This is a genomic window from Streptomyces tibetensis (genome assembly GCF_007655005.1).
Lineage (GTDB): Bacteria > Actinomycetota > Actinomycetes > Streptomycetales > Streptomycetaceae > Streptomyces > Streptomyces tibetensis.
Genome location: NZ_SZVW01000036.1, coordinates 1 through 25,264, shown reverse-complemented (window position 1 = coordinate 25,264; position 25,264 = coordinate 1). Strand labels below are relative to the sequence as shown.

The window sequence follows — 25,264 nt, the reverse complement described above, 5'->3', positions numbered from 1 at the left end:
TGAAGCCCCCTCGTCCGTGCATCCGGCGCGCGATCCGTTCGGTCCCGGTGCCCACGCCTTCGGCGGGCCGTCGCTGTACGGAAGTGCGAGCGCGGCTCCCCCCGCATGGGGGCGGTCGTCCGGCAAAGAAGGTGGTCGCTGATACGTCAGGTTGCGCCTGCGCCGGACCGCCCCGCCCTGGCACACTCCGCCCGTGGCCCACCCCGTCACCGACAGCACGCGTTCCCGCACCGTTCACTGACGCCAGACTGGAGACGCACATGCGGGTCCTCTTCACCACCGCGCCCCTGGCCGGTCATCTGCTTCCCCTCGTCCCTGTGGCCTGGGCCCTGCGAGCCGCGGGCCACGACGTGCTGCTGACGACCCGGCACAACGCCGTTCCCATGGCCCTGCGGTCGGGACTGCCCGCCGTCTCGTGCGGTCCGGCCGCCGAGTTCACAGACCTGGTCGACGAGCCGCCGCCGGAAGGTACGCCCCCGCCGGACGCCATGGGCATGCCGCACGACAGGGGCGGACAGCGCTTTGCGCACGGCCGCGTGCTGGCACGCATGGCGGCCGGAAGCCTGGCGGGGATCGGGAGACTCGCCCGGGCGTGGCGCCCCGATCTCATCGTCAGTGAACGCGCCGAGTCCGCCGGGCCGCTGACCGCGGCCGCCCTCGGCATCCCGTGGGTGCGGTACCACTGGTCGGTCTCCGAGCTGCGCGAGTACCGTGACGCCGCCGACGTCGAACTCGCCCCGGAACTGGACCGGCTCGGCATCCCCCAACCACCGGAGCCGGCCCTCGTCCTCGACCCGTGGCCGGCAGGTCTGCGCGCGGCCCACGCCGTCGGCCACCACGGTGTCCGGCATGTCGCAGCCAACGGCGACGCGCCCCTGCCGGACTGGCTGTTCGAACGGCGCGACAGACCCCGGATCTGCGTGACGCTCGGCACCCTCCTGCCCCGCTACGGGGCGAGCGGAGCGCCCGGCCGCATCACCGCCCTGATCGATGAACTGACCCGGCTGGACGCCGATCTGGTGGTGGCGGTGGACGACGACATCGTCGTCGGCTGGCCGCCGCTGCCCCCCGCCGTACGGCATGCCGGGCGGCTGCCGCTGGCCGACGTGCTGCCGGCCTGCGACGCGGTGGTGACGCACGGCGGGCAGGGAACGGCGCTGACCGCGGTCGCCGCAAGTGCGCCCCAGGTGGTCGTGCCGCACCTGGACGACCAGTTCGACAACGCCCAGGCCCTGTCCGCGGCGGGCGCCGCCGTGCTCATCCCGCCCTCACACGCCACACCCGCGGCCGTCTCGGCGGGCTGCGCCGAACTGCTCGGAAACCCCGCGTACGCGAAGGCAACGGACCGGCTCGCCGACGACATGGCGCTGATGCCGGCGCCCGCGGACGCCGTCGCCCTGCTGGAACGCCTCGCAGGAGGTACGCGGTGAGGACCGACCTCGAACCGCTCAACCGCTCGAACCACCCGCGCGGGCCGCTCATCACCGTGCTCGGGGCCTCCGGCTACATCGGGTCCGCCGTGGTCGGCGAACTCGCCGATCTCCCGGTACGGGTGCGGGTGGTGACACGCGGCACCGAACCGGTCGGGGCGGACATGGCAGCCGGTGCCGCCGACCTGACGGTGTGCCGAGCGGACCTGACCCGCCCGGGTGCGGCCGGTGACGCCGTGGCCGGCGCGGACGCGGTGATCCACCTCGCCGCCGAGATCGGCGGGGCGCGGTCGTGGAGATCGGCCGCGGAGGGGTCGCAGGACGTGGCCGCCGCCCTGATGCGGGACGTCGTCGGGGCACTGGGCGGCGGCGCGGGAACACCGCCGGCGCTGGTCTTCGCCAGCACCGTGCAGGCCGCGGCGGCGGGCGGTAGCGGGCCGGGGCCGTATGCGCGCCAGAAGATCGCCGCCGAGCGGGTGCTGGCGCGGGCGACGTCCGAGGGGATGGTCCGCGGTGCGGTGCTGCGGCTCGCCACCGTCTTCGGCCGAAGCACGCCGACGGGCTCCGTCGGGCGGGGCGTGCTCACCGCGATGACCCGGCGGGCGATCGGCGGTGAGCCCCTCACGATGTGGCACGACGGCTCGGTAAGGCGCGACTTCCTCCATGTGCAGGACGCGGCCCGGGCGTTCGTCGCCGCGCTGCCGCGGGTGGACGCGGCGCGCGGCGGCGCGCCGTGGGACGTCGGGACCGGCGCCATGGTGCGGCTCGGTGAGGTCTTCCGCGACGTCGCCGGGCTCGTCGCCGAGCACACCGGACGGGCGCCGGCCCCGGTCGTCTCCGTGGACCCCCCGCAGTACGCCGACACGGGCGACTTCCACAGTCCGCGCTGCGACCCTTCCGTCTTCCGCGCGGCGACGGGCTGGCGCCCCCGGGTGCCGCTGCGAGAGGGGCTGGACGATCTGGTGACGGCCATGACGGCCACGACTGCTACCACGGCCACCACGGCCACGACGACAACAGCGCGATCGAAGGGCGGGATCCGGAAGTGAGCGACAAACGCGGACAGGGACGGTACACCCGGCTGGGGCGCAGCGCGACGCTGGTGAGCCGGCTGTGGCTGGGCACGGTGAACTTCAGCGGGCGGGTCCCGGACTCCGCGGCCATCCGCCTCATGGACGAGGCCCTGGACCGGGGCATCAACTGCGTGGACACCGCCGACATCTACGGCTGGCGCGTCCACAAGGGGCACACCGAGGAACTGCTGGGGCGGTGGCTGGCCCGCAGCGGCGTACCGCGCGAGGACATCGTGATCGCCACGAAGGTGGGCGAGGAGATGAGCAGGCGGGTCAACGACGGCGGTCTGTCGGCCCGGCACATCATCTCGTCCTGCGAGCAGTCGCTGCGGCGGATGAAGCTGGACCACATCGACCTGTACCAGATGCACCGGGTGGACCAGTCCGCGCCGTGGGACGAGATCTGGCAGGCGATGGACCAGCTGGTGACGTCCGGGAAGGTCCGGTACGTGGGCTCGTCCAACTTCGCCGGCTGGAACATCACCGCCGCGCAGGAGTGCGCGATGCGCCGGCAGTCGTTCGGGCTGGTGGCCGAGCAGTGCCTGTACAACCTGGCCGTGCGCCATGCCGACCTGGAACTGCTGCCCGCCGCCCGCGCCTACGGCCTCGGCGTGTTCGCCTGGTCGCCGCTGCACGGGGGTCTGCTCAGCGGGGTGCTGCGCAAGCTCGCGGCGGGTACGGCGGTGAAGTCGGCGCAGGGACGGGCCCAGCGTCTGCTGCCGGAGGTGCGGTCCTCGGTCGAGGCCTACGAGCGGTTCTGCGAGAAGATCGGCGAGGATCCCGCCGTTGTCGGACTGTCGTGGGTGCTGTCCCGGCCCGGTATCAGCGGTGCGGTGATCGGGCCGCGCACCACACAGCATCTGGATTCCGCCCTGCGCGCCCTCGACCTGGTTCTGGGCGAGGCCGAGCTGGCCGCCCTGGACGCCATCTTCCCGGCCGTGGGCAACGGCAGAAAGGCCCCGGAGGCCTGGATCGCCTGAGCCGGGGACCGGGCGGCCCCGGGGCGGCCCCGGGTGGTTGTGTGAACGCCAGGCCGCCCCGCCCGAGAACGACGGGGCGGGGCGGTCAGGGGCGCCGGGCAGAGGTGAACCGTGCGGGAGGGGGGCGTGGCCCCTGCCGCTATACGACCTCCAGCCGCGGCAGTGGGAAGACCAGTTGGCCGCCGTTGTCCAGGAACTGCTGCTCGCGCTCCACGAAGCCGTCCCGGTAGATCCACGGCAGGACCAGCAGCTGGTCGGGTTTTTGGGCCTTGGCTTCCGCCTCCGGGACGATGGGGATGCCCGTGCCCGGTGTGAAGCGGCCCGCCTTCTCGGCGCTGACCTCGCCGATGCAGGGCAGGTCCGCCTCGGTGAGCCCGCAGTACTGCAGGATGACGTTGCCCTTGGTGGAGGCGCCGTATCCCAGGGTGAGCAGGCCGGCCTCACGGGAGGCGGCGAGGAACTCCCGCAGGGTGTCCCGCTGATCGCGCACGCGCCGGGCGAACGTCTCGAAGGGCGCCATCGTGTCGAGCCCGAGTTCGCTCTCCCGGGCGCGGATCCGGGCCAGGCCCGCCTCGTCCCGGCGGTGGCGGGTTTCGTTCCTGGCCAGGATCGCGCAGAGGCTGCCGCCGTACACGTCGGTGAGTTCGGCACGGATCACGGTCAGGCCGGCCCGCTGCGCCATCCATTCGATCTGCCGCAGCGCGTAGTACTCCAAGTGCTCGTGGCAGACGACGTCGTAGGCGTCGGCCTCCAGCATGGCGGGCAGATAGCTCTGTTCCAGAAGCCAGATCCCGTCCTCGGTGAGGATGTCGCGCACGTCGCGCATGAAGCCCATCGGGTCCGGCAGGTCATAGAACATCGCGATGGAGGTGACGACCTTGGCGCGCCGCGCCCCGAACCGGTTCGCGAAGGTCTCGCGGGAGAAGTAGTCGGTGATCAGCTCGGCGTTGGGCGGGTACAGCTCGCGGAACTTCGCGCCGGTGGGGTCGATGCCGACCAGTTGGGGCCCGTCGGCGGGGTAGGCGCGCAGCAGCGTCGCGTCGTTGCTGCCGATGTCGACGACGAGGTCACCGGGGCCGGGGTCGGCCAGTTCACGGACGGCGGCGACCTTGCCGCGCAGGCGGTTGATCATGAAGGGCCGGATGCCGGACCGGTATCCGTACCCCTCGCCGTACATCAGGCCGGGGTCCGGTGTGTGGCGCAGCTGCACCAGACCGCAGCCTTGGGGCGAGCACTTGACGAGTTCCAGCGGGATCGAGGGGACGGCCTCGTCGCGGCGCATCGGGAACACCCCGGTGAGTGCCTGTTCTCCCAGGTCCAGTACGGGCAGCAGCTCCCTGTTGGCGCAGATGCGGCACGCGGTGACGATCATCGGGGTCCTTTCGGGGCGCTCGGCGGTGGCGGCGTGCGTTGGCGTCGGCTCAGGGGCGCGCCAGTTCGCAAGCCTCCAGGCGGAGGGTGTCGGCGGCGGGCTGCGGAGAGGGCACGAGGTGCAGCGGGCTGATGCCGGCGGTGCGCTCCAGGGCGGCCTGGCAGGGGCAGGGTTCGTCGGTGAAGCCGGCGAAGCGGTAGGCCACTTCCATCATCCGGTTGCGTTCGGTGGGGCGGAAGTCGGCGTTCAGGTGGACTCCGCCGCGGTGGGCCTGATCGGTGAGCCAGCGCAGGATCGCCGCGCCGGCGCCGAGTGACACCACCCGGCAGGAGGTGGCGAGCAGCTTGATCCGCCAGCTGTCGGGGAGGCGCTGGAGCAGGACGACACCGACCGCGCCGTAGGGGCCGAAGCGGTCGCTGAGGGTGACGACGAGGACCTCGTGCCCGGGGTCGTCGATCAGGTCCCGCAGGTCGGTTGCGGAGTAGTGGACGCCGGTGGCGTTCATCTGGCTGGTGCGTAAGGTGAGTTCCTCGGCCCGGGACAGCTGCTGGGGGGTGGCGCGGCCGATGCGCATCCTGATGTCCAGCGACCGCAGGAAGTCCGCGTCCGGCCCGGTGAACTCGGCCCGCTCGGCGTCACGCCGGAACGACGCCTGGTACATCGACCGGCGGCGCCGTGAGTCGACTGTGACGGTGGCCGGGGTGAACTCCGGGCGGGCCGCGAGGTGCGGGGCCTGCTCGGCGTCGTAGATCCGGACCTCGGGCAGGGTGTAGGCGACCTCGGCCCGCTCGACCGGATGGTCGTCGATGAACGCCATGGTGGTGAGGGAGAAGTTGAGCCGTTCGGCGATGGAGCGGACGGACGCCGACTTGGGGCCCCAGCCGATGCGCGGGAGCACGAAGTACTCTGCGAGGCCGAGCCGTTGGAGTTGCTCCCAGGCGTGGTCGTGGTCGTTCTTGCTGGCCACGGAGTGGAGGATGCCGCGCGCGTCGAGTTCGGCGAGCGTGTCGCGCAGGCCCGGCAGCAGCCGGATCTCGCCGTGCTCCAGGAGCGTGCCCTGCCACAGGGTGTTGTCGAGGTCCCAGACCAGACACTTGACGGTGGGCGCGGTGGTGTTCGTGGTCGTGGTGGTGTCGTCACGGCGCATGGTGTCCCCTCCCCAGGACGTCGTCACGCGGTCGCCACCGCGTGCTGGGCCAGAATGAGTTCGCAGATCTCGCTGCTTCCCTCGATGATCTCCATGAGCTTGGCGTCGCGGTGGGCCCGTGCCACCACGTGCCCGTCGTGGGCGCCGGCGGAGGCCAGCACCTGCATGGCCCGTGCCGAGCCCGCCGCGGCGCCGGTGGCGGCTACGTGCTTGGCCAGGACGACGGCGGTGACCAGGTCGGGGCTGCCGCTGTCCCACAGGTCGCTGGCGTGCTCGCAGGCCCGGGCCGCGTTCTGCTCGGCGATCAGCAGTTCGGCGAGGTGCCGGGCGACGAGCTGGTGGTCGGCCAGCCGGGCGCCGAACTGCTTGCGGCCGACGGCGTGCCGTACGACGGCGGTCAGACAACCGCGCAGGATGCCCACGCATCCCCAGGCCACGGACATCCGTCCGTAGCTCAGCGCCGTGGTGACGAGCAGGGCGGAGCTGCGGTCGACGCCCCGCAGCAGGGCGTCGGCCGGTACCCGGACGCCGTCCAGGCGGATGTGGGCGTGTCCCGCTGCCCGGCAGCCGTGTGCGTCGGTGATCGGCTCGATCCGTACGCCGGGCGCGGAGGCGGGCACGACGACGGCGCCGACTCCGTCCTCGGTGCGGCCGAACACCACAATCAGGTCCGCGTAGGCCGCGTTGGTCGTCCACACCTTGGCGCCGTCGACGACGACCTCGTCGCCGGACCGGGTCAGACGGGTGGTCAGGGCGGACAGGTCGCTGCCCGCCTCCGTTTCGCTGAAGGCCACGGCGGCCAGTTCACCGCCGGTGAGCCGGGGCACGAGGGCGGCCTGCTGTCCGGCGTCGCCGAGGCGGCGCAGGGTCCAGGCGGCCATGCCCTGGGAGGTCATGACGCTGCGCAACGAGCTGCACAGGGAACCCACATGGGCGGTGAGCGCCCCGTTGCGCCTGCTGGTGTAGCCGAGTCCGCCGTGTATGCCGGGTGCCTGCGCGCACAGCAGTCCCCGGGCCCCGAGCTCGCGCAGCACCTCCCGCGGAATCTTTCCGGCCCGGTCCCATTCACCGGCACGGTCGCCGACCAGCTCGGTGAACAGCTCCTCGGCTTGCTGTGCCGGGCCTGAGGCGGCAGGGGCCGTTGTCTCACTCACCGGTGGATCCGGGGGCGGGGCTGCGCAGTTTGTTCACCAGGCGGACCATCGCTTCGACCGTGCGGAAGTTGTCGAGCATCAGGTCGGCGCCGCTGATGGCGATCTGGTAGGTCTGTTCGAGGTGGACGACGAGTTGCATGGCGAACAGGGAGGACATGCCGCCGACGGCGAACAGGTCCTGGTCGGGCTCCCAGCGGGTGCGGGTGCGCTGCGCAAGGAAGTCCAGCAGCTCGGCGGCGACGTCCTCGTCGCTCGGTAGCGGGCCTGCCGTGTGAGCGGCGTCCGTCCGGCCGGAGGGCGTGGTCATCGTATGGCCTCCTCGTAGTCGTAGAATCCCCGGCCGCTCTTGCGGCCGAGGTGGCCCCGCCGGACCTTCGCCAGGAGCAGTTCGCTCGGGCGGAAGGCCGTGTCGCCCGTCCTGTCGTGCAGCACCTGCAGCGAGTCGGCGAGATTGTCCAGGCCGATCAGGTCGGCGGTGGCGAGTGGCCCGGTGCGGTGGCCGATGCAGTCGCGCATGAGCGCGTCCACCGTCTCGGGGGTGGCGCGGCCCTCCCGTACCAGCTCGATCGCGTCGTTGATCATCCGATGCAGCAGTCGGCTGGTGACGAATCCGGGTCCGTCGCCGACGGCGATGCCCCGGCGGCCGAGACCGGCCAGCAGCGTGTGCACGCTCGTCGCCGCGGCGTCGCCGGTGCGCGGCCCGAGGATCACCTCGACGGTCGGGATGAGGTAGGCCGGGTTCATGAAGTGCACCCCCACCAGGTCCTCGGGGTGCGGCACCGCCTCGCCCAGCTCCTCGATGGGAACGCCGGAGGTGTTGCTGACCAGCAGCGTGCCGGGGCCCGTCGCGGCGGCCAGGCCGGCCAGCACCGCCGCCTTCTCCTTCGGGTCCTCCGTGACCGCCTCGATCACCGCGGACGCTCCCGCCGCGGCGTCCTGCGTGCCGGCCACGGTGAGCGATCCCGGGGGCCGGTCCTCGGGCAGCGCGTTCATCATCCGCGCGGTACGCAGCTGGAACCGGACCCGGTCGGGGGCGTCCTCGCGCGCCCGCGGTGAGCTGTCGATCAATGTCACCGTATGTCCATAACCGACGGCGAGCGCCGCGACGGCCGTGCCCATCACACCCGCCCCCACCACGGCGAGCGACTCATCCGAATTGTTGTCGGACACCGAAACCCTCCAGTTCCCGGACGCTGTTTCTCAGAAATCCACGGCGGATTTCGAGATTGTCTCCCGCGCCGGGCACGCGAACCACGAACCTATCGGGACTCTGTCAGATGGGGACCGCCGAGGCCCCCTCCGGCCGCAATTCGGGGAACTATGTCATCTCGGTCTTGTGTTTTCCCGTTCCCGCGCTCAAGATTCCGTCGGCCAGTTGCCGCCGACATTTCCGGAGTTTCTCACGTGGCTCATATCGCATTCTTCATCCTGCCGGCCGCCGGTCATGTGAATCCGACACTGGGGGTGGCCGAGGAACTGGTGGCGCGCGGGCACCGGGTGACCTACGCGCTGTCCGGTGACCTCGCGGAGCGGGCCCGCCTGGTGGGCGCCGAGGTCGTCACCTACCCGCTGGACCGGGAGCGGTTCCTCGCCCAGATGGTGCCGCAGCAGGACTCCGACGCCTACACCGACCAGGACGAGTTCACCCGCGTACTGGAGTGGCTGCTGGACATGACACGGCAGACCCTGCCCGCGCTCGAGCAGGTCTTCGCCGGGGACCGGCCGGATGTGATCGTGAACGATCCCTCCTCGCTGTGGACGGGCCGGCTGCTCGCGGACCGCTGGGACATCCCGGTCATCCGCAGCACCCCGACCTACGCCGTCAACGAGCACTGGTCGCTGCACCCGGCCGTCGACACGGCGGCACCGCCCGACGACCCCGCGCTGCGCGATCTGCTCGCCCGCATCGAGCGGCTGCTGCACGAGCAGGGCGCCAAGGGCGACCTCGCCGCCTTCACCGAGGTCCTGCACGGCGGGCCGGCGCTGCTCTACATGCCGCGCTCCTTCCAGTACGCGGGGGAGACCTTCGACGACGACCACCACTTCGTCGGCCCGTGCCCGCCGGGTGTCGCGCTGCACGGCACATGGCATCCGCCGGGCGACGGCCGGACGCTGATCATGGTGAGCCTGGGCACGCTGTACAACGCGCGGCCGCAGTTCTTCCGCACCTGCGTGGAGGCGTTCCGTGACGAGCCCTGGCACATCCTGCTGGTGCTCGGCGGCGGCCTTGCCGCACTGGAGCTGGGCTCGCTGCCCGGCAACGTGGAGGTGCACGACTTCGTCCCGTACAACGATGTCCTGCCGCACGCCTCCCTGGTGGTGAACCACGGCGGAATGAGCACGTCCATGGAAGTCTTCGCCCACGAGGTCCCGGTCGTGGCGGTGCCGGTCATGCCCGAGCCGCGGGCCACCGCGCGGCGGATCACCGAATTCGGCCTCGGCGCCCAGCTGCTCGCCTGCGACCTCACCGCCGAGAGTCTGCGGGAGACCGTCCGCGCGGTGCTGGCCGACCCCGGGATCCCGGACCGGCTGCGGCGGATGCGGGACGAGATCCGGGCGGCGGGCGGCGCGTCGGCGGCCGCCGACGCGATCGAAGGGCTGCTCCCGGCCGGCTGAGGGCTGCCCCGTCCTCCCCGGCGGGCGCGCGACCGCCTCCCCCTCAGCGGTTTTTCCCTTCGCGCAGGTTCCCTGGAACGTCTTCTTCGCAGCCCTGGGCCTTCTTCACCCGCCTTTTCGTCACACCGCCCTTTTCACCACTTTGCGCTTTCCTCTCGCGACCACTTCCGACCAGCCGGGGGCCCATGATGCTCATCACCGAGACGGCGGTGCTCGACGCCTACCTGGCCGAGCCGGAGCCGATTGCGGACCACAGGGGCCTGTTCTACGAGACGCTGCGGCACGAGGCGCTGCTGGCCGCCACCGGGCAGCCCCTGCAGGTCCGGCAGGTCCACTTCACCGTCTCCGGGCGCAACGTCCTGCGGGGCATCCACGGCACCACGCTGCCGCCCGGCCAGGGCAAGATCGTCACATGTGTACGGGGCGCCGCGCTGACCGTCGTCGTTGACCTGCGGGTGGGGTCGCCGACCTTCGGAGCCCACGACGCGGTGCGGCAGGACGCGCGCTCCGGCACCGCGCTGTGCCTGGCAGACGGGCTGGGCCTCGCCTACCTCACCCTCTCCGACGACACCTGCATGAACTACCTGTGCACGCAGGAGTACGTCCCCGGCACCATCATCGACATCGACGCGCTCGATCCCGCGCTCGGCCTGCCGTGGGAGTTGCCGGAGCCCCCGGTACGGTCCGCGCGGGACGCCGCGGCCCCGACGCTCGAGGCCGCGGCGGACCGGGGGCTCCTGCCCACCTACGAGGATTGCCTGCGGGCCTACTGTTCATTTCCGGACACACCTACTTCGGAGCAAGCGGCCAAAAACCGGTAGCCATCGGCGTACACCTATACAATGATTCCACACAATCCCTCACCTCCCCCATTCCCAGGGCCCCTGGACAAGCACACTACCGCCCTCTACCCTGCTTAAAGACCAAGCAAAGCATGGAACGAGGGGCGTGCATGGGTGACCTGGCTTCTGCGGACGGGGAAGACGAAGACACCGAAAACCAGGCAGAAGACTCCTTAGCATTTCTGGAGTTAGTGGCCCGCTCCGCACCACGGGCAGAATACGATCATCTCGTCGCGCTCGCAGAACGCCAGGGCGCCGACGAAAAGCGGTTGCGCCATATGGAGCGGCTCAACCGGCTCGCGCACACCGCACACTCGCTGATCGAGTACCGCCGCAACCGCGAGGCCGAGCTGCTGACGCTGGTCGACGCCGCGCACGAGTTCGCCGCCACGCGGCACCACCGGGAGCTGCTGGACGCCGTGCCCCGCCGGGCCCGGCTGCTGCTCAAGGCGGGCGTCTCCTACATCCTCATGGACGTCGCGGACGCCGAGGGCGGGCCGGGGATGGTGGTGGAGAGCGCGGACGGCAACGCCACTCCGCTGTTCGTCGGGCTCAAGGTGCCCGCCGGCAGGGGGCTGGGCGGTATGGTGCGCGCCCGCCAGGCACCCTTCTGGGCCTCCGACTACCTAGCCGATCCGGGCATCCCGCACGAGGACGACATCGACGAGGTCATCCGTGCGGAGGGGCTGCGCGCGGTCCTCGGCGTGCCGTTACGCGTGGGTGAACACCATCTGGGTGTGCTGTTCATCGCCGACCGTCAGGTCCGGTACTTCAGCCCCAACGAGGTCACCCTGCTGGGGGCGCTCGCCGATCTCGCCGCCGCCACCATGGAGGGGATCCGGCTGGTGGAGGAACTGCGCTCGGACATCCGGCAGTTGCGTGCCAACGCGTCGAGCGCCGGCGCGGTGCTGGCGGTCGCCCGCGACTCGTCACGGCTCCAGTCGGACCTCATCGAGCTCCTCCTCGACGGCAGCGGGCTCGACGCGCTGCTGCGCACCGCCGGTGAGGCGCTGGGCGGCGGGGTGGGCATCTGCGGAGTGCGGGGCGAGCCGCTCGCCGAACACGGGCGGCTGCGCCGGGTCGGCCGCGCCGACCTGCGTACGGCCTGCGCCGGCGCGCTGAGCTCCGGGCGTCCGGTCCGCGTCACCGACGGTCTCTGGCTGGTCGCGCTGGACCCCGAGGCGCGGGACACCGGCTTCCTGATGGCCGACACGGGCGGCACGGCCGAACACGCCGTCGCCCCCCTGCTCGTCGTCATCTCGCAGGCTCTCGCCCTGCATCTGCGGTTGCGGCGCGGCACCCCGGCCAAGGACCGATACCGGCAGGAGTTCTTCGACGAGCTCGTCGGGGCCTTGCCCTCCCTCGAACTGAGGCGGGAACGCGCCCTGATGTTCTCCCTCACGCTGGGGCGCCCGCATGTCGTGCTCGTCGCGCGCGGCCCGCAGCAGGTCTCGAAGGAGTTCGCGGCGTGCGCCACCGCGTACGCGCGCCGGCTGGGGGGACTGCGCAGCGCGCGGGACGACGCCGTCGTCCTGCTCGTGCCGGGCGACGACCCGGACGCGGCGGCGCAAGATGCCCGGCAGGAACTGTCGGGGCGGTTGAACCACCCGGTCACCGTGGGAGCCGCCGGGCCCGCCGACACGGTCGACGCCGTGGGCGAGGCGTACCGCGAGGCCACGCAGTGCATGGAGACCCTGCTCGCGCTCGGTGGTGAGGGCGGCACCGCCTGCGCCTCGGACCTCGGCTTCCTCGGCATGCTGCTGGCCGAGGACAACGACGTCCCCGGATACATCGACGAGGTCATCGGAAACGTCGTCGACTACGACACCGAACGCTACACCGACTTGGTCGGCACGCTGCGAGTTTATCTGGAGTCCGGCAGAAGTCCCACCCGCGCCGCGGACATCCTCAACGTCCATCCGAACACCGTGTCCCGACGACTGGAGCGCATCTCCCAACTCCTCGGCGAGGACTGGCAGACCGCGGACCGCGTACTGGACATCCAACTTGCCTTGCGCCTCCACCAGGTCCGCTCGGCCCTGTCGGGCCGCCAGGGCGCGGCTTGAGGGAGGGCGCCGCGGCGAGCACCTGACGGGGTGCGCGGCCCTTGACAGCCCTCGCCTCCCCCGACCCGCAGCAGGCTTGCCCGCGGGCCGGGGAGAGCGCCCGGCGGGCCGGGGTGTGACAAGCACGGCGGGCCTGGTGCGAGGAGGGCGGGTGCGTGCCGTGGGGTGCGCGGCACGCGGGCCGCGCACCGGCGGCCTTGAGAAGTGACCGGAGCCGGCGGTGAGTTGGGCCGCCACCCGGGCATCCCCGCTCCGCGAGCGGGGCTGCCGGCAACGCGGCCACGTACTCGGCAGGTCCCGCACCCCGCCCGGGCGGGGTGTTCCGTCAGCGGGACAGGGCGGGGGCCGCGGGGGTGCGGGTGGTGCCGGTGCGGGAAAGGCTCAGGGCGTGGGCTATCGAGGCCAGTGTCACGTGACGGTGCCAGCCCTGGAAGGAGCGGCCCTCGAAGTCGCGGATGCCGACGCCCAGGCTGACGCGGGCGAAGTCGGCGTCCACGCGGCAGGTCAGCATGGCCAGCCGCAGCAGTGCGCCACGGTTCCAGGACGTGAGGTCGGTGAGCCACAGGTCCGCGGGTCGCCTGCGGTTGGCGCGCCACACCCCGAGCAGCAGGAGCGTGCGCTGCGGCAGCTGATCGGTCAGCACCACGTTGCACGGGGCGACGAAGCTGACGGAGCCCTGCCACTCCACAGGGCGCCTGAGCCGCTTGAGCTGTTCCATGAGGTGCTGGGCGGGCGAGACCTGCGCACGCCGGTCCGGCTGGCCCCGGCTGCCGGCGAGGGCGAGCGGAAGATCGCCGCTCACCCTTAACAGAAACGACTGATCAGCCGCGGACAGCGCCCGAACCAGCCGGGGCAGCGTGGCGATCCGCGCGTCCATCACCACCGGACGCGCCAACGCCCGGTTGGCGTGCGTGAGTTGCGCCACCAGGTCGACGAGCTCCTCCTCCTCGCCGTGCGCGCTCAGCTGCCGGTCGTGACGCTCTCCCGGCCCGCAGCCCAGCGTCAGGTGCCAGCTCACCGGCGCCGACATGGTGTCGGAGGCGAGCCAGAGCCCGTAGCTCTGCTGACAGCTGACCACCCGCCCCAGGTCGGGTACGAAACGCCGGCCCACGCCGACCGACCGTCCTCCTGCCTTGTAGACCACCATGGGGCGGATCACCCACGCGTCCCCGCGTACCGTCTGGTCGGCGTAGCGGGCCAGCGCGGCGCGCACGGAGCGCCAGTCCCAGGTCGATCCGGCCACGAAGTGGTGGAGGTTCTGGTCCGCGGCGCCTTCACCGACGAACGCGGCGAGATTGCGGGCGGTCTTGCGTCCCTGAGCGGTGAGCAGACCACGGACGTACTGTTCGCCTCTCTTGCGCTGGTCGGCCCGGCGCAGCGAACTGAACAGCTCCGAGCAGGTATCGGAGATGTGCGTATCGAAGTCGTCATCGACACCGGTGTCCCACATGGAGGCCGACGGTTTTGAGACACACGAAATACTGTTCACCATGACCCTCACTAGCCGCTTGTCCACTGGAGAAGACCTGCTGGCCAGCCTCAGGTAATTCGTTCCGTAACTCCAGGTGCCGAGGCCACACAATTCTTCCCGCACACCTCGCGCCACATCGCCGCGAAGAGCCGTCATCCGTGTTTCAGGATGATTAAATCCGCGTCGCCCGGTGACGAAACCACCGCCGCGGGCCGTGCGGCGGTGGGAACACACCACCATCGCGCGGCGGCTCACACTCTTTGTCAGATACGCCTTGCCCGGCGGCTGTGCGATGCCTTAGACATCTGCTCCCACCCGCCCGTCCGCCGCGAGGTCACCCATGCCCCTGCCGAAACATCTTCCCGCGCTCGGCGGGATGCGTTTCATCTCCGCTCTGCTGGTATTCACCTCCCATATATCGACACAGCCCTTCTTCAAGAACACCGAGATCAACTCCGCGCTGCAGTTCCCGCTGAACCGGCTGGGTCCGCTGACGGTCTCGTTCTTCTTCATGCTCAGCGGTTTCGTCCTCACCTGGGCGGGTCTGCCCGACAGGTCCAAGGTGAATTTCTGGCGGCGGCGCACGGTCCGCGCGTACTCGCTGCACCTGCCCGTGCTGCTGGTGACGCTGCTGATCGTGCTGGCCCTCAACGAGCCCAACATGGGCCGGTCGGTGTGGGACGGGCTGCTCACGAACCTGCTGCTGATCCAGGCGTGGTTCCCCGACCACCACGAGTACGGCAGCATGAACCCGGTGGCGTGGTCGCTCTCCTGCGAGCTGTTCTTCTACGCCATGTTCCCGTTCCTGTTCGCCTTCTTGACCAAGGTCCGTGCGGACCGGCTGTGGCGGTGGGCCGCCGCGGTGTCCGCGGTCGCCGTCTGCATCCCTCTGGTCGCGCTGCTGCTGCCGGCCAGTGCGCCACTGCCGTGGGACCCGGACATGCCGCAGCTGCGGTGGTGGTTCATCTACATGTTCCCGCCGGTCCGGCTGCTGGAGTTCGTGCTCGGGATGCTCATGGCCCAGATCGTGATCCGGGGACGCTGGAGGGGCCCGCGCCCGCTGGCCTGCGTCGCGCTGTTCTCAGCGGTGTTCGCGGTGACGTTCGCGGTGCCCAACCACTACGACCCCGGTGCGCTGACGGTCCCGGTGATCGCGCTGCTGCTCGCCTCGGTGGCCGTCGGTGATGTGCGCGGCGTCCGCTCCTGGCTGGGGACGAAGACGATGGTGCTGCTGGGGGAACTCACCTTCGCCTTCTACCTCGTCCACTACCTGATCATCCAGTACGGGCACCGCTTCGCCGGCGGGAAGCAGGGCTATTACCGGCAGTGGGACACACCGGCCGCCGTCGGGCTGACCCTGCTCGCCTTCGCGCTGGCGCTGGGGCTGTCGGCGTTGCTGCACTTCTTCGTGGAGAAGCCGGTCATGCGAACCCTGGGACGGCCGCGGCGGGCCCCTGACGCCGGCTCGACGCCCAGGTCCGAACCCGCCCCGTCCGGCACTCCGTAGCCGGCGCGGGACGACGGTGCGGGGCGCGCCCGGGGGTGCGCCCCGCACTCATGTGCGTCAGCGCCCGCGGAGTTCCTCGAAGAGTGTGAGCCATTGGCCAGGGGTGACGTAGGCGACGACCACGCCCTGCTCCAGGCGGGCCCTGCGGAACGCGGCGGCCACCCGCCGGGCCGGGAAGCGCTGGCGCAGCGAGGCGTCCAGCGAACCGCCCTTGCCCGTGAACCCGGTCTCCACCAGGTCCCGGAAGTCGTGCATCAGACCGGGCGGGATCAGCGGCACCGGTCGTCGTTCCAGTCGTAGTACTGCGGAGTCGACGGCGGGGACGGGCCGGAACCAGTGGCGGCTGATCCGCTCGCCCATCCGCCATTCCACCTCGGGCCAGGTGGCCACGGTAAGCCGTGACCAGCGCCGGTAGCCGCCGGTGCGCTTGCGGGCGTATTCGAGCTGGGTGACCAGGGTGGTCGTACGCAGCCGCCGCGCGTTCAGGCACCAGTCCACGATGTCCGCGGTGTTGCCGAACGGGATATTGCCGACCACGGAGAACGGGACCTTGGGCTGCGAGGACTTCAGGAAGTCGCCGGCGACGACTTCGATCCGCGAATCCTCGGCGGTCGCCTCCCGTAATCGGTCCGCGAAGTGCCGGTCGATTTCATACGCCACCACGCGTCGGCATGATCGCGCCAGCTCGCGCGTGATCGCGCCATTACCGGCACCGACCTCGAGAACGACCTCCCCCGGGTCCGGATCGGCGAAACGCACAAACCGCCGAACTGTTTCCCGGTCGATGAGGAAATTCTGCCCGTGAACTCTTCGTCTGCGGTCGGCTTCACTCCGGCCCGACTGCTGCGCCGTTTTACGCCATTGCGCCCCGGTTGTACGCGCTGCGGCCATGCGCCCGCGTCCTGGCCTCTTTTCAGCCATGCGTCTCCTTGGTTTGCGCTTCAGGAGCGCAGCCATTACGTACAGGAATCCCGGCGGACCGACACCTTAACCTCCCTTTACCTTCGCTGCCACCATGCACACCCCCGTGGAGGCGAAATCAAGCCGCGGCGTCGGAAAGCCTGAAGCGGCCGCAGCCCAGGGGCAGGGATGCGGCTGCGGGGGCGGCGCGGCGCCGGCAGCGGACACCGGTCTGTGAGAGGCCCCCGCCGTGCGGGCGAATGCGCGAGATCCCTGCCGGGACCGTGCGGCAGTCGATCGAGTCGGTTGACGGCACCCTTGAGGGCCGACTCGATCCAAAGCAGCAGTGGTCGCGCCATCGAGGGCGCCGGTGTTCGTGCGGCCCGGCGGATCCGGGTGCTGACCTGCGCCGTTCGGCATGACCGCACCACCGGCGCACCCGTCGCCAGGTCACCGGCCGCCTGGCGCGACCGGGCTGTGGAGGGAGCGCTCGTCTAGTAGGTCGCGTGGGCGCAGGTGATGAGCGTGCGGAGCTCGACATTGAGGTAATTTCCGTGCGCAAGCAGATCGGTGAGCTGTCCGAAGGTCGCCCACCGGAAACCGGGCGGGCAGTCCGCCGGGATTTCCGCACCGGCCTCGATCACGAGGTAGCGATTGCGCGCGTGATAAAACCGGCCGCCCTCCTCGGAATGGATCACGTCGTACCGGATCCGGTCGGTCCCGCAGGCTTGGACGTAGTCGAGGTAGGGGGGTGCGTCTGCGGACAACTCGGCCGGCCTGCACTGCACGCTCGGGCCGAACTCGGCGACGTTCAGTGTCCCGGCGCCGGACCGGGCTGCCACCAGGGCGTGCAGCACGCCGTCGAAGCGGCGGGTGATCAGGGCCACCAGCCCCTGGGAACAGGGCCGCAGCAACGGCTGGGTCCAGGAGGCCACTTCACGCCGCTCCGCCTTGACGTCGACGGCCATGATCTCGAAGTGCCGCCCGTCGCGGTGCCGGATCGTGGTCTCCGTCCGCTCCCAGCCGTGCGCGTAGGCCTGCTCCAGCGGCACCGTCTGCTGACGCAGGATGCGCAGCGCCCGCACATCGGTGAGGCAGCCAGTGATGGCGTGCGCCTCGTACAGCGGCTCGGCCTCGCCGTAGAAGGACTTGCGCAGCGCGCCCGCGAACTCCTCCCCGCTGTCCGGCGTGCCGTCCCCGTGGCAGGCCCCGCCCGCGGTCGGCAGACAGGCCAGGACGCTGCGGGTGTCCATGTTGACCAGGTCGTCCCGCAGCATCAGCTGCCGAATCTGACCGAGCGTCAGCCAGCGGAAGGCGTCGTCCGCCTCCACCACCGTGTCGGTCTCCACGACCATGTTGCGGTTGTGCTTGTGCAGGAACCAGTCGGCCTGTTCGGACTGGATGCTGTCGGCCAGCACGCGCCGGCCCGGGTGCTGGATGAACCAGTCGAGGAACGGGGTCGGGCGGCCGTGGTGCACCTCGTCGAAGTTGCTGCGGGTGGCCTGCACGGTGGGTGACAGCTGCAGCCCGTTGACGTTGCCGGGCTCGGGCTTGGCCTGCATCAGGAAGTGCAGAACTCCGTCGAACTCATGGGCCAGGATGCCCAGCAGCCCCACTTCGGGCTGCGCGATGATCGGCTGCACCCGGTCGGCGGGGTCGCTGTCCGAGCCGGTGCGCAGCCCCTCGACAGCGAAGAAGCGGCCGGTCTCGTGGCGCAGGTCGCCGGTGCCGGGTTCGAAGTACCACCGCCGGAGCCGGTCGAAGGGGATCGGCTCGGCGTGGAAGTGGTGGGCCCGTGCGTAGTCGTCCAGCCATCCGGGCACCTTTGCCATCGGGTGCACCCGGCTGTCGGCCGCGTCGGCCGACACACGCACTCGCTCGGCGGTGCGCCGCCTGTCGACGTAGTCGGTGCCGGACGCGGCCCCCGGCTCCGGCCGCCGCACGCGCCTGCCATCCGTCCGCGCCGAGGGGCGCCCGGTCCGGGCAGGCCCCGAGGCCCCGGCTCGGGCAGGTCCTGGGGCCCCTGCCGGGGGTTCCGGGATCCCGGCGGGGAGTCCGGCAGTCGCCGCCGTGTGTCCCGGTGTTGTGTATCGGCGTCCCGGGGTGGCCGGCGGCAGGGGCGGCGTTCCCGCCGGGAGTACGGCAGAGATCGCGCCCACGACAGCCGCGCAGACCTCCGCCGGCCGTTCGAACAGGAAGAAGTGACCGCCCGGCATGGTGTGCACGCGGGGGGCGGCGGCGGCCACCTGGCTCCAGGCCGCTGCCTGCGCCGCGCTCACGTTGGGGTCGTCGACGCCGGTGAGGACGGTCAGCGGGCAGGACAGCGGCGTGCCGGGACGGTGCACGTAGTGCCCCACGGCGCGGTAGTCGTTGCGGATCGCGGGCAGGACCAGCTCCAGCAACTCGGGGTCGGTGAGCAGGCTGCTGTCCGTGCCGTCCAGGGAGCGCAGTTCGTCGATGAGCCGGTCGTCGTCATACAGGTGCACCGCGCTGACGGTGTTCACGGTGGGGGCCCGGCGGCCGGAGACCACGAGCGCGGCAGGCCCTGTCCCCCGCTGTTCCAGGATGCGCGCCACCTCGTAGGCGACGGTGGCCCCCATGCTGTGCCCGAAGAACACCAGGGGCGGTCCGGTCTGCGCCTGGAGCACGTCGGCGAGCGGGGCGGCCAGCTGCTCGATGCTGTCGACCAGCGGCTCCGCCCGGCGGTCCTGTCGGCCCGGGTACTGGACGGCGAGCACCTCGACCTCCTGGGGCAGCTCCCGGATCAGCGGCAGGAAGGCACTCGCCGAGCCGCCCGCGTGCGGGAAGCAAGCCAGCCGTGCCACGGGCGCGGTGCTCGGACGGTACCGGCGGAGCCACAGGTCGCACAGGTTACGCAGATCCGCAGATGTCGACACGGGGGTCATCGTCCTTTCCTCGGGGGCTGCCACCACGTCCGCTGGGCGCTCTTTGGTCGCCGGGCCTCGGTGAAGCCATCGGTGAGGGCGCCCTCGTCGGCCGTGCGGGAGGCCACCTCCATCAGGTAGGCGCCGTACGTCGAGTTGCCGTACTCCCGGCCCAGCGCGAACAGCGCGTCCGCGTCGATGAACCCCATGCGCAGCGCTATCTCCTCGACGCAGGCGATCCGCACGCCCTGGCGCTGTCCCAGCAGCTGTACGTACTGGCCGGCCTGGAGGAGGGAGTCGTGCGTGCCCATGTCGAGCCAGGCGAAGCCGCGGCCCAGTTCGATCAGCCGGGCCCGCTTCTGTTCCAGGTACACCTGGTTGACGTCGGTGATCTCCAGTTCGCCACGCGCGGACGGCCTGATGTCCGCGGCGATGTCCACGACGTCGTTGTCGTACAGGTACAGCCCGGTGATGGCGAGGTTGGAGCGCGGGTGGGACGGCTTCTCCTCGAGCGACAGCAGCAGCCCCTGGTCGTCGATCTCGCCGACGCCGTAGCGCCACGGGTCACTCACCGGGTAGCCGAACAGCACACAGCCGTCGAGGTGCCGGATGCTGCCCTGCAGGACCGAGGAGAAGCCGGGGCCGTGGAAGATGTTGTCGCCGAGGATGAGCGCCACCTGCGAGTCGCCGATGTGCCCGGAGCCGAGGGTGAGGGCCTGGGCGATGCCCCGGGGCTCGGGCTGCTCGGCGTAGCTGATGTCCAGGCCGAGCCGGGAACCGTCACCGAGCAGCCGCCGGAACAGGTCGAGGTGCTCGGGCGAGGAGATGACCAGGATCTCGCGGATGCCGGCCAGCATGAGCACGGACAACGGATAGTGGATCATGGGCTTGTCGTAGACAGGCAGCACCTGCTTGGACAACACGCCGGTCAGTGGCCGCAGCCGGGTGCCTCCGCCGCCCGCGAGGATGATCCCCTTGACGCCGCGGCCGGTGCCGGGACGCCGTGACGTGGTGTCGGTCATGGCCGCTCCGTCACCGGCAGGAGCCTGTCGTCGGCCGCCTCGGCGGCAGCGCGCACCGCGTCCACCACGGCGCTGACCGCGTCCTGGCCCAGGTGGGGGCCCATGGGCAGGCTGAGCACGTGTGCGGCCAGGCGTTCGCTGTTGGGGTGGGTGCCCGCCGGTCCGCCGGCCGGGTCGTCGGCGTAGGCCGGCGACCGGTGCGGCGGTACGGGGTAGTGGATGTGGGTCTCCACCCCGGCCGAGTGGAGTCTGCGGCGCAGCGCGTCGCGTTCGGGGCTGCGGATGACGTAGAGGTGCCACACCGGGTCCGCCCAGGGCGCGCGGGGCGGGACGGTGATACCGGGGACGGCGGCGAGGGCGCGGGTGTAGCGGTCGGCGACCTCGGCCCGGTGGGCGTTCCAGGCGCCGAGGTGCGGCAGCTTGGCCCGCAGGACGGCGGCCTGGAACTCGTCGAGCCGGGAGTGCGGGGAGCGCACCTCGTGCAGGTACTGCTCGCGGCAGCCGTTGTTGCGCAGCACACGTATCCGCTCGGCCAGCGCGGCGTCTGCGGTGACCACCGCGCCGCCGTCCCCCATGGCGCCCAGGTTCTTGGCGGGGTAGAAGCTGAACGCGGCCACATGGCCGGAGCCGATCCGACGGCCCCGGTAGCGGGCGCCGTGCGCCTGGGCGGCGTCCTCCACGACGGCCAGACCGTGCCGTTCGGCGAGGGCCAGCAGCGGGTCGAGGTCGGTGGGATGGCCGTAGAGGTGGACCGGCATCACGGCGGCGGTGCGCGGGGTGAGGGCGGCCTCGACGCGGGCGGGGTCCATGGACAGCCCGTCCGGGTCCGGGTCGACGGGCACCGGCCGCGCCCCCGCGGCGGAGACGGCGAGCCAGCTGCCGATGAAGGTGTGTGCGGGCACGATCACCTCGTCGCCGGGGCCGATCCCCAGGGCGCGCAGCGCCAGTTCCAGCGCGTCGGTCCCGCTGCCGACGCCGACGCAGTGTTCGTTGCCGCAGGTCGCGGCGTACTCGGCTTCGAACGCTGCCAGTTCGGCGCCGAGCAGGTAGCGCCCGGAGGCGGCGACCCGGGCCAGGGCCGCGTCGATGCCGGCCCGCACCTCCTGGTAGGTCGCCTTCAGGTCGACGAAGGGCACGGTAGGGGCGGGTGCGCTCACTTCAGGCTCCAGGCGTCGCGCAGGAAGGCGTCGTAGTCGCGGTAGTAATCCGACTCCTCGTAGTGCTGCGAGGCCAGCACGAGGGCGACGGAGTCCGCGGAGAAGTCCTTCAGGACCCGCCACACCATGGGGCTGATGTAGAGCCCCGCGCCCGGCTCGTCGAGCCGGTAGGTGGTGCTGTGGAAGCCGTCGTCCAAAGTGATCGAGAAGCACCCGTGCACGGCGATCACCAGCTGTTCCAGGGTGCGGTGGGCGTGCAGACCGCGGGGCGGCGAGGACTCGTCCTGGCCGTGCATGTAGTAGACGCGCTCGATGGCGAAGTCCACGGTCGTGCCGGCCTCGACGACGGAAAGGCTGCCCCTGGGATCGGTGTGCTGTTCGAGTCCGATCAACCGGCACGGCTTGATCCTGCCGACCAGATGGGCGTTGGACGGCTCGGCTGTCTTCTCAGCGATGGCGGCGCTCCTCTCAGGCGGCACGGCTCCACGACCGTCATCCGGACCGCGAAGCCCGGGGCCGGCGGCTCTCGTCAGCGCCACTCGATGTGGACGGGCAGGTACTTCGCGGTGAGCTGGTCGGCCTCGTAGTAGCCGGCGTTGTCGTGATCTATGCGGAACCCCTCGATCCGTTCCAGCATGAGTTCCAGCAGCACCTTGCCTTCGAGCCTGGCCAGGAAGGCGCCCAGACAGTGGTGGATACCGTGCCCGAACGCCATGTGCCGGGTGCCGCCGGAACGCCGGATGTCGAATGTGTCGGGGTCCGGGAAATGCTCGGGGTCGCGGTTTGCCGACTGGCTCCAGGCAATGACCAGTTGCCCTTTCCGCATGGTGGGGCCGAGTATGTCGGTGTCTTCCTTGAGGAATCGGAAGATATTGTTGAAGGGACTGCGATAGCGCAGCGTCTCCTCGATCGCGCCCAGCACCAGTTCACGGTCGGCGCGCAGATCTGCCCATGCCTGCGGGTTCTCCTCCAGCACCAGAAAGAGATTGCTGAGCAGAGTGCTCGACGAAACGTGCCCCGCGGTCAGCAGCAGCGCGACGATATTGATGATCTCCAGGTCGGTGAGCCGTCGCCCGTCCTGTTCGGCCTGGACCAGACCGCTGATCAGGTCGCCGGATGGATTATCCCGCTTGGCGTGCACGTGTCCCAGGAGATATTCGGTCATCTCCCGCAGCGCGGGGGCGATCGTCTCCGCGAAGTTGTCGGGCAGGTTGGGGTACTCCATGCCCTCGTTGGAGAGCAGGGTGTCGACCCATTCCCGGAACAGATCCCGGTCACTGGCGGGGATGCCCAGCAGTTCCGCGATGACGATCACCGGCAGCGTATAGGCGACGTCACCGACGACGTCGATGGTCTTCTGCCCACGCACCCGGTCCAGCAGTTCCTCGGCGATGACCCGGATCCGCTGTTCCTGACCGGCCATCCGCCGGGGTGTGAACGCCTGGCTGACCAGCTTGCGCATGGGGCCGTGGGCGGGCGGGTCCAGGGCGCCGATGGTGCCGGGCCCGAGGATCATCTCCAGCTCGGGCGGGGTCGGCGCGACCTCCGTGAAATCCGACGAGAAAAACTCGGGATGATTCGAGACGGTCAGGTAGTCGTCATACCGGAACACCTGCCACGCTTGACGGCCCTCGTCCCAGAAGACGGGATGGTGGGTCCGGTTATGGCTGAACCAGTCGAGCAGCTCCTTGGCATTCGCGTCCTTGCTGAGCTCCATCGGCCCGGTCACGCTGTCGACCATCGGCATTCTCCTCGCGGAAAGTATTCGAGACCCTCGACGCTGGCGGAGCGTAGGAACCCGTGCGGCCCCGCGCCAAGACGGACCTGACACAATTACGATCCCGAGTCCTCTCCCGCCGGGACCTGACATATTCGCCACCGCCGCGTTGTCCCGCTCCTCCCCCTTGCTGTTGAGTACTGTCCGATCGCTGCTGTCGTCGGTGGCGCGTGTATCGGGGAGGCAGGAACTCCATGGCAGGGCATGGTGACGCCACCACGCAAAAGGCGCAGGACGCGGAGAAAAGCGAAGACCGGTCCGATGCCATCGCTGTCATCGGCATGTCCTGCCGTTTTCCGGGCGCACCGGGAACGGCGGAATTCTGGCAGCTGCTGAGCAGCGGGGCCGACGCGGTCGTCACGGCGGCCGACGGCCGGCGGCGCGGCACGATCGACGCGCCCGCGGACTTCGACGCCGCCTTCTTCGGCATGTCACCCCGCGAGGCGGCCGCCACCGACCCGCAGCAGCGCCTGGTGCTCGAACTGGGCTGGGAGGCGCTGGAGGACGCCGGGATCGTGCCGGAGTCACTGCGCGGCGAGGCGGCGAGCGTGTTCGTCGGCGCCATGAACGACGACTATGCGACGCTGCTGCACCGCGCCGGTGCCCCCACCGACACCTACACCGCCACCGGCCTGCAGCACTCGATGATCGCCAACCGGCTGTCGTACTTCCTCGGCCTGCGCGGCCCGAGCCTGGTGGTCGACACCGGCCAGTCGTCCTCGCTGGTCTCCGTGGCTCTCGCGGTGGAGAGCCTGCGCGGCAAAACGTCCACGATCGCCCTTGCCGGAGGCGTCAACCTGGTCCTCGCCGAGGAGGGTTCGGCCGCCATGGAACGGGCCGGAGCCCTGTCGCCCGACGGCCGCTGCCACACCTTCGACGCCCGCGCCAACGGTTACGTACGCGGCGAGGGCGGTGCCATCGTCGTCCTCAAGCCGCTCGCCGACGCGCTGGCCGACGGCGACCGGGTGTACTGCGTCGTACGCGGCGTCGCGACCGGCAACGACGGCGGTGGCCCTGGGCTGACCGTCCCCGACCGCGCCGGCCAGGAGGCGGTGCTCCGGGCGGCCTGCGACCAGGCCGGGGTACGCCCCGCGGACGTACGCTTCGTCGAACTGCACGGCACCGGCACCCCCGCCGGTGACCCGGTCGAGGCCCAGGCGCTCGGCACGGTGTACGGCACCGGACGCCCTGCGAACAAGCCCCTCCTGGTGGGCTCGGTCAAGACCAACATCGGGCACCTGGAAGGCGCCGCCGGCATCGCCGGGTTCGTCAAGGCCGCGCTCTGCCTGCACGAACGGGCGCTGCCCGCGTCCCTGAACTTCGAGGCACCGAATCCGGCGATACCGCTGGAGCGGCTGCGGCTGAAGGTGCAGACGGCGCACGCGGCACTCGAGCCCGGTGCCGGGGGCGGGCCGCTGCTCGCCGGGGTCAGCGCGTTCGGGATGGGAGGCACCAATTGCCATGTGGTGCTGGAAGAGACGCCCGAAGGGAGGCAGCCGGCCGAAACGGGGCGGGCGGATGCGGGCACCTTCTCCGCGTCGCCGATGCTGCTGCTGTCGGCCCGCTCGGAGCACGCGCTGCGGGCACAGGCGGCACGCCTGCACAAACATCTGGAAGACTCCGGCGCCGACCCGCTGGACATCGCCTACTCGCTGGCCACCACCCGCACCCGGTTCGAGCACCGCGCGGCAGTGCCCTGCGGGGACCCGGACCACCTGTCCTCGGCCCTCGCCGGACTGGCCGCCGGGCAGACTCCCCGGGGCGTGCGGATCGGCAGCACGGACGCGGACGGCCGCCTGGCACTGCTCTTCACCGGCCAAGGCGCCCAGCACCCCGGCATGGGCCGCGAGCTCTACGCCACCGAC

20 protein-coding genes are annotated in these 25,264 nt (G+C 71.0%); 8 read left to right on the top strand and 12 right to left on the bottom strand.

Annotation, left to right across the window (positions count from 1 at the left end):
- The first annotated feature begins 260 nt into the window (after positions 1-260).
- From FDO69_RS39765 to FDO69_RS39755, 3 genes are read left to right on the top strand one after another with little or no spacing between them, the layout of a single operon-like run.
- Positions 261-1,430, top strand: coding sequence for a nucleotide disphospho-sugar-binding domain-containing protein (locus FDO69_RS39765; RefSeq protein WP_159030696.1), 1,170 nt, complete (start codon positions 261-263; stop codon positions 1,428-1,430).
- The gene (locus tag FDO69_RS39760; protein ID WP_170321014.1) at positions 1,427-2,479 is read left to right on the top strand and encodes an NAD-dependent epimerase/dehydratase family protein; all 1,053 of its coding nucleotides are present in this window, start codon (positions 1,427-1,429) and stop codon (positions 2,477-2,479) included. Before FDO69_RS39765 ends, FDO69_RS39760 begins: the two co-directional genes overlap by 4 nt.
- Positions 2,476-3,483: an aldo/keto reductase gene (locus FDO69_RS39755; protein WP_234388305.1), complete on the top strand. Its 1,008-nt coding sequence runs from the start codon at positions 2,476-2,478 to the stop codon at positions 3,481-3,483. The genes FDO69_RS39760 and FDO69_RS39755 overlap by 4 nt, the downstream gene beginning before the upstream one ends.
- A gap of 139 nt (positions 3,484-3,622) precedes the next feature.
- On the opposite strand, the gene FDO69_RS39750 is transcribed toward FDO69_RS39755, so the two are convergent.
- The 5 genes from FDO69_RS39750 to FDO69_RS39730 are packed head-to-tail and all read right to left on the bottom strand — an operon-like array spanning position 3,623 to position 8,326.
- On the bottom strand, positions 3,623-4,855 hold the full coding sequence (locus FDO69_RS39750) for a class I SAM-dependent methyltransferase (protein ID WP_104788845.1): 1,233 nt from the start codon (positions 4,853-4,855) through the stop codon (positions 3,623-3,625).
- A 49-nt stretch (positions 4,856-4,904) separates the two neighbouring features.
- Positions 4,905-6,002, bottom strand: coding sequence for an HAD-IIIC family phosphatase (locus FDO69_RS39745; protein ID WP_104788843.1), 1,098 nt, complete (start codon positions 6,000-6,002; stop codon positions 4,905-4,907).
- Between the two features lie 23 nt (positions 6,003-6,025).
- Positions 6,026-7,156: an acyl-CoA dehydrogenase family protein gene (locus FDO69_RS39740; protein WP_104788840.1), complete on the bottom strand. Its 1,131-nt coding sequence runs from the start codon at positions 7,154-7,156 to the stop codon at positions 6,026-6,028.
- Complete coding sequence (locus FDO69_RS39735; protein ID WP_104788838.1) at positions 7,149-7,463, bottom strand: acyl carrier protein; 315 nt, start codon at positions 7,461-7,463, stop codon at positions 7,149-7,151. The genes FDO69_RS39740 and FDO69_RS39735 overlap by 8 nt, the downstream gene beginning before the upstream one ends.
- On the bottom strand, positions 7,460-8,326 hold the full coding sequence (locus FDO69_RS39730; RefSeq protein ID WP_104788835.1) for a 3-hydroxyacyl-CoA dehydrogenase family protein: 867 nt from the start codon (positions 8,324-8,326) through the stop codon (positions 7,460-7,462). The genes FDO69_RS39735 and FDO69_RS39730 overlap by 4 nt, the downstream gene beginning before the upstream one ends.
- 234 nt (positions 8,327-8,560) lie before the next feature.
- Here FDO69_RS39730 and FDO69_RS39725 point away from each other — a divergent pair, with 234 nt between their 5' ends.
- The 3 genes from FDO69_RS39725 (at position 8,561) to FDO69_RS39715 (ending at position 12,680) form a co-directional block, all read left to right on the top strand.
- Positions 8,561-9,772 carry a macrolide family glycosyltransferase gene (locus tag FDO69_RS39725; RefSeq protein ID WP_159030695.1) on the top strand — a complete coding sequence of 404 codons (1,212 nt, stop codon included), beginning with the start codon at positions 8,561-8,563 and terminating at the stop codon, positions 9,770-9,772.
- A 185-nt stretch (positions 9,773-9,957) separates the two neighbouring features.
- Positions 9,958-10,593 carry a dTDP-4-dehydrorhamnose 3,5-epimerase family protein gene (locus tag FDO69_RS39720; protein ID WP_324828717.1) on the top strand — a complete coding sequence of 212 codons (636 nt, stop codon included), beginning with the start codon at positions 9,958-9,960 and terminating at the stop codon, positions 10,591-10,593.
- Positions 10,594-10,892: 299 nt separating this feature from the next.
- Positions 10,893-12,680: a helix-turn-helix domain-containing protein gene (locus FDO69_RS39715; protein WP_159030694.1), complete on the top strand. Its 1,788-nt coding sequence runs from the start codon at positions 10,893-10,895 to the stop codon at positions 12,678-12,680.
- A 325-nt stretch (positions 12,681-13,005) separates the two neighbouring features.
- Here FDO69_RS39715 and FDO69_RS39710 read toward each other — a convergent pair whose 3' ends face one another.
- Complete coding sequence (locus FDO69_RS39710) at positions 13,006-14,130, bottom strand: IS701 family transposase (RefSeq protein ID WP_159030693.1); 1,125 nt, start codon at positions 14,128-14,130, stop codon at positions 13,006-13,008.
- Positions 14,131-14,491: 361 nt separating this feature from the next.
- Here FDO69_RS39710 and FDO69_RS39705 point away from each other — a divergent pair, with 361 nt between their 5' ends.
- The gene (locus FDO69_RS39705; RefSeq protein ID WP_104788827.1) at positions 14,492-15,658 is read left to right on the top strand and encodes an acyltransferase family protein; all 1,167 of its coding nucleotides are present in this window, start codon (positions 14,492-14,494) and stop codon (positions 15,656-15,658) included.
- A 57-nt stretch (positions 15,659-15,715) separates the two neighbouring features.
- Here the strand turns inward: FDO69_RS39705 and erm are convergent, their stop codons facing one another.
- The 6 genes from erm to FDO69_RS39675 all read right to left on the bottom strand — a co-directional run bounded on the left by erm (position 15,716) and on the right by FDO69_RS39675 (position 23,363).
- A complete protein-coding gene (gene erm / locus FDO69_RS39700; protein WP_104788824.1) occupies positions 15,716-16,549 on the bottom strand; it encodes an ErmE/ErmH/ErmO/ErmR family 23S rRNA (adenine(2058)-N(6))-methyltransferase in 834 nt (277 codons plus the stop codon).
- A gap of 503 nt (positions 16,550-17,052) precedes the next feature.
- On the bottom strand, positions 17,053-19,383 hold the full coding sequence (locus FDO69_RS41490; protein ID WP_240806348.1) for an alpha/beta fold hydrolase: 2,331 nt from the start codon (positions 19,381-19,383) through the stop codon (positions 17,053-17,055).
- A 77-nt stretch (positions 19,384-19,460) separates the two neighbouring features.
- A complete protein-coding gene (rfbA, locus tag FDO69_RS39690; RefSeq protein WP_104788819.1) occupies positions 19,461-20,465 on the bottom strand; it encodes a glucose-1-phosphate thymidylyltransferase RfbA in 1,005 nt (334 codons plus the stop codon).
- Positions 20,462-21,622 (bottom strand): DegT/DnrJ/EryC1/StrS family aminotransferase, encoded by a 1,161-nt coding sequence (locus FDO69_RS39685; RefSeq protein ID WP_138430285.1) that lies wholly within the window; start codon positions 21,620-21,622, stop codon positions 20,462-20,464. Before FDO69_RS39685 ends, rfbA begins: the two co-directional genes overlap by 4 nt.
- Positions 21,619-22,101 (bottom strand): sugar 3,4-ketoisomerase, encoded by a 483-nt coding sequence (locus FDO69_RS39680; protein ID WP_234388304.1) that lies wholly within the window; start codon positions 22,099-22,101, stop codon positions 21,619-21,621. The genes FDO69_RS39685 and FDO69_RS39680 overlap by 4 nt, the downstream gene beginning before the upstream one ends.
- 50 nt (positions 22,102-22,151) lie before the next feature.
- Complete coding sequence (locus FDO69_RS39675) at positions 22,152-23,363, bottom strand: cytochrome P450 (RefSeq protein WP_199838363.1); 1,212 nt, start codon at positions 23,361-23,363, stop codon at positions 22,152-22,154.
- 230 nt (positions 23,364-23,593) lie between these two features.
- On the opposite strand from FDO69_RS39675, the gene FDO69_RS39670 reads away from it, so the two are divergent.
- Positions 23,594-25,264, top strand: a 1,671-nt coding sequence (locus tag FDO69_RS39670) for a type I polyketide synthase (RefSeq protein WP_267896284.1), incomplete at its 3' end; no start/stop codon positions are given.

Coding starts and splice junctions, on each gene's coding strand:
- FDO69_RS39765 (WP_159030696.1), top strand. CDS start 261: ATGCGGGTCCTCTTCACCACCGCGCCCCTGGCCGGTCATCTGCTTCCC.
- FDO69_RS39750 (WP_104788845.1), bottom strand. CDS start 4,855: ATGATCGTCACCGCGTGCCGCATCTGCGCCAACAGGGAGCTGCTGCCC.
- FDO69_RS39745 (WP_104788843.1), bottom strand. CDS start 6,002: ATGCGCCGTGACGACACCACCACGACCACGAACACCACCGCGCCCACC.
- FDO69_RS39735 (WP_104788838.1), bottom strand. CDS start 7,463: ATGACCACGCCCTCCGGCCGGACGGACGCCGCTCACACGGCAGGCCCG.
- FDO69_RS39720 (WP_324828717.1), top strand. CDS start 9,958: ATGATGCTCATCACCGAGACGGCGGTGCTCGACGCCTACCTGGCCGAG.
- FDO69_RS39715 (WP_159030694.1), top strand. CDS start 10,893: ATGGAGCGGCTCAACCGGCTCGCGCACACCGCACACTCGCTGATCGAG.
- FDO69_RS39710 (WP_159030693.1), bottom strand. CDS start 14,130: ATGTGGGACACCGGTGTCGATGACGACTTCGATACGCACATCTCCGAT.
- FDO69_RS39705 (WP_104788827.1), top strand. CDS start 14,492: ATGCCCCTGCCGAAACATCTTCCCGCGCTCGGCGGGATGCGTTTCATC.
- erm (WP_104788824.1), bottom strand. CDS start 16,549: ATGGCCGCAGCGCGTACAACCGGGGCGCAATGGCGTAAAACGGCGCAG.
- rfbA (WP_104788819.1), bottom strand. CDS start 20,465: ATGACCGACACCACGTCACGGCGTCCCGGCACCGGCCGCGGCGTCAAG.
- FDO69_RS39675 (WP_199838363.1), bottom strand. CDS start 23,363: ATGGTCGACAGCGTGACCGGGCCGATGGAGCTCAGCAAGGACGCGAAT.